Consider the following 3,701-nt stretch of genomic DNA (forward strand, 5'->3'; position numbering starts at 1 on the left):
ATGTTGAGGTTGGCGCGCAGCTTGATCAGCGCGTCCTGCAACTGCTGCTTGGTGTAGCCGGCACTGCCCTCATCCATCAGTGCGCCGACCATGCCGGTGCCGTTGCGCGCGAAGGTCGCGTCGCGTTCGCCCCAGCGCAGCTGCATCTGCAGCACGACGGTGTTGCCGCGCGTCTGCTTCTTCAGCGTGTGCAGTGCGATGCCGCTGGGCAAGGCCGTGCGCGACATGCGCGTCTCCAGCACCGCTGGCACAGGCTCGAGCTGTTCGCCCTCCTCCACCTTGGGCGGGCCCTTCAGTTCGGCCAGGCGCTGCGCCAGCGACGGCGCGGCGGGGATGTCCACGCGCTCGACGGCGTTGACCGGCAGGTAACGGCCCAGCGTGCGATTGGCCGGCTTGAAATAGGCGGAGCGCACGCGCTCGACGTCCGCCAGCGTGACCTTGGGAATGTCTTCCATCAGCTGGAAGAGCAGCCGCCAGTCGCCTGCAGCGATCAACCCGGAGATCTGCTGGATCAGCGCCTCGGGGTTCTTCATCTGCTGGCGGTAGCTGTTGACGGCGATGTCGCGCACGCGCCCGAGTTCGCTCTCCTCGAAGGGCTTGGCCGCGCGGCCCTCGGCAAGGTCCAGCAGCAGGGTTTCGATCTTGTCGACATCGGCCCCCGGCGGCAGCACCGCGTAGGCGCCCACGGTGCCTGGCTCCGCTCCGCCCGCGCCGCCAATACCCGCGGCGACCGCCAGCTTGGGCTCGACCAGTTGCTTGTAGAGCTGGCCGCTGGGCTGCAGGCTCATCAACAGGCCGTAAACGACCAGCGCCGGCGTGTCGGGGTGGGTGATGGCCGGCACGTGATAGGCCGCCAGCAGGATGGGCTGGCCGCCGACACGGCGCACGACGACGGTGCGCTCGCCGTCCTGGGCGGGCTCGACCGTGTAGGGCTGCGGGATGGGCGCGGCGGGCTTGGGCGTAGCACCGAAGTGCTTGGCGATCAGCGCCAGCGTCGCGGCCTTGTCGAACTGGCCGGCGATCAGTAGCGTCGCGTTGTCGGGCCGGTAATAGCGCTTGTAGAAAGCCTGCAGCTTCTCGATCGGCACATTCTCGATGTCGCTCTTGGGGCCGATGGTGGCGTGGCCATAGGGATGCCAGGCAAACGCTGCCGCATTGACACGCTGGTTCAGCACGGCAAACGGCTGGTTCTCGCCGCGCTCGAACTCATTGCGCACCACGCTCATCTCGGTGTCCAGGTCGACCTTGGCGACGCGGCTGTTCACCATGCGATCAGCTTCCAGGTCGAGCAGGAAGGCCAGGGTGTCGGCATTCGCGTTGAAGCTCGCGAAGTAGTTGGTGCGGTCCACCGTCGTCGTGCCGTTGAACTTGACGCCGCGCAGCGCCATCGCGCCGGGGATGTCCTTCTGCCTCTCGGTGCCCTTGAACAGCATGTGCTCCAGCAGGTGGGCCATGCCGTATTCACCGGGCGCCTCATGGCGGCTGCCGACGCGGTAGGTGATGTTGACGGTGGTGGTGGTCTGCGTCGCGTCGGGGAAGAGCAGCAGCTGCAGGCCGTTGGGCAGGCGGTATTCCTCAATGCCGCCCAGCTCGCGCACCTTTTCGGGTGTTGCAACGCCGGCCGCATGCGCCGCCACGGCGGGCTTGGCCTTGGGCACCGGCTGAGGCTGGGCCTGCGCCGCCCCCAGGGCCAGGCTCATCAGGGCGACGCCCAGGGCTCGCGGCATCCACCCATCCAGCACTCTCATCATCTGTCTCTCTCCAGGCAGCCGCATCTTCGGCTTGGCGGGGATTCTGCGCGGTTTTACAGGCCCGGCCATCGGTCAGGGTTCGTCAGATTCCAATGCAGACGTGACGCCCCCCGGCCGAGCGTCCGCGCTCGCTTCCCCAACAACACGTCAACCGGCCTGCAAACGGGCCAACAGGGCGGAAACCGCATCCACGCTGGCCGGTTTGGTCAGGTGCTCGTCAAAGCCGGCGGCGCGCGAGCGCTTCTTGTCTTCCTCCGAGCCCCAGCCCGTCAGCGCCACCAGCAGCGTGGACGCAAAGCGCGGGTCCTGGCGCAATCGGGTCGCGAACTCGTGGCCATCCATGCCGGGCATGCCGACGTCGCAGAAGACGGCCTGCGGCAGGAAGCTGGCAGCCGTCTGCAACGCGGCCGGGCCGCTGTTCGCGACCTCGACCTCGTGGCCCGACAGCGACAGCAGCATGGCCAGCGACGTGGCCGCATCGTCGTTGTCGTCCACCACCAGGATGCGCGCCGGCGGGGCTGGCTCGGGCTCGGCGGCTGGCAGTGGCGCCGGTGCGGAATCTTCGGCCGCCAGCGGCAGCTCGATGGTGAACGTGCTGCCCAGGCCCGGCCCGGCGCTCACCGCGCTGACCTGGCCACCGTGCAGCGTCACCAGGCTCCTGACCAGGGCGAGGCCGATGCCCAGCCCGCCCTGGGCGCGCTCCAGCGACCGGTTCACCTGGGCAAACATGTCGAAGACGCGCCCGATCATGTCCTGCGGCACGCCCACGCCGCTGTCGCGCACGGTCAGCACGGCCTGCGCGCCGGCGCGAGCCAGCGTGACCCAGATGCGGCCGCCATCGGGCGTGTACTTGGCCGCGTTGTTCAGCAGGTTGCTCAGCGACTGCGCCAGCCGCGTCAGGTCGCCGTCCACCCAAAGCTCCTCGTCCGGCAGCGTGACGCTGAGCTGGTGCCCCCCCCGTTCGATCAGCGGCTGGCAGGACTCCAGCGCCATCTCAACGACGCGGCGCATGTCCAGCGACTCGCGCTGCAGGATGAGCTTGCCGGTCGAGATGCGCGACACCTCGAGCAGGTCGTCGATGAGGCGCAGCAAATGGCTCATCTGCCGGTCCATCATGTCCGTGACACCCTTGTACTGCGCCTCCTCCCGCGGCGGGTTGGCGCCCAGCAGCTGCAGGCCGGTCCGGATGGGTGCCAGCGGGTTGCGCAGCTCGTGGGCCAGCGTGGCCAGGAACTCGTCCTTGCGCTGATCGGCCTGACGCAGCGAGTGGTCCGCGCGCAGCAGCGAGTCGATCTGGTCGCGGATCTGGTACTGCCAGCGCCGCCCGCGCAGGGCCGTTCGCACCGCGCTGACCATCACGCGCGTCGACGTCGGCCGGTCCAGCACCGTGAGGTTGCGCAGCCTTGCCTCGCGCAGCCCCGGCGCCTCCAGGCCGTGGCGGCACAGGGCCACCACGGGCAGGTTGGACCATGCGGGCTGGCGCTCCAGCACGTTCAGCAGCACTGCGAAGCCCGCGTCGGCAAAGGCGGCATCGGTGACCATCAATGCACCGGCGCCCTCGTGCATCAGCTCCTCGGCATGGCGCCAGCCCTGGCAGACGGCGACATCGATGCCCGCCTCGGCCAGCAGCCTGCGCGTGACGTCGCCGTCACGTGCCGTCGGCGCCAGCACGATGACGCGCTCGCTGCAGGAGCGGTCAGCGTCGTCCCGTTCGATCATCGCCAGACTCACCCTCGTGCTGGAACGGCAACTCGACGGGAACGCCCGCCAGCACGCCGCGCAGATGCACCAGCGGCGGCCCCAGGTGCACGCCCTGGCCGTCGAACCACAGCTGGCGGATGGTGTCCTCATGCCGGCCGCTGCGCTTCTTGATGACCGAGATGGCCTTGCGCACCGCGCCGGCATGCTCGTACATCCTGAACAGCACGACGGCATCGGCCAGATAGCTCA

Annotated in this window: 2 protein-coding genes and 1 pseudogene; all 3 read right to left on the reverse strand. The window is 69.0% G+C overall.

The features are described from left to right. Positions 1-1,751 (reverse strand): M16 family metallopeptidase (locus AC1DU6_RS23350; RefSeq protein WP_477859960.1); only part of this gene is annotated, 1,751 nt, incomplete at its 3' end. A gap of 147 nt (positions 1,752-1,898) precedes the next feature. Continuing rightward, entirely contained in the window at positions 1,899-3,470 is a 1,572-nt protein-coding gene (locus AC1DU6_RS23355) for a hybrid sensor histidine kinase/response regulator (RefSeq protein WP_457320891.1), read from the reverse strand. Further along, positions 3,448-3,701, reverse strand: a pseudogene (locus tag AC1DU6_RS23360) (hypothetical protein); the annotation flags it as partial. The gene AC1DU6_RS23355 and the pseudogene AC1DU6_RS23360, both read right to left, overlap by 23 nt.

The sequence above is a fragment of the Roseateles sp. P5_B10 genome, from assembly GCF_056400485.1.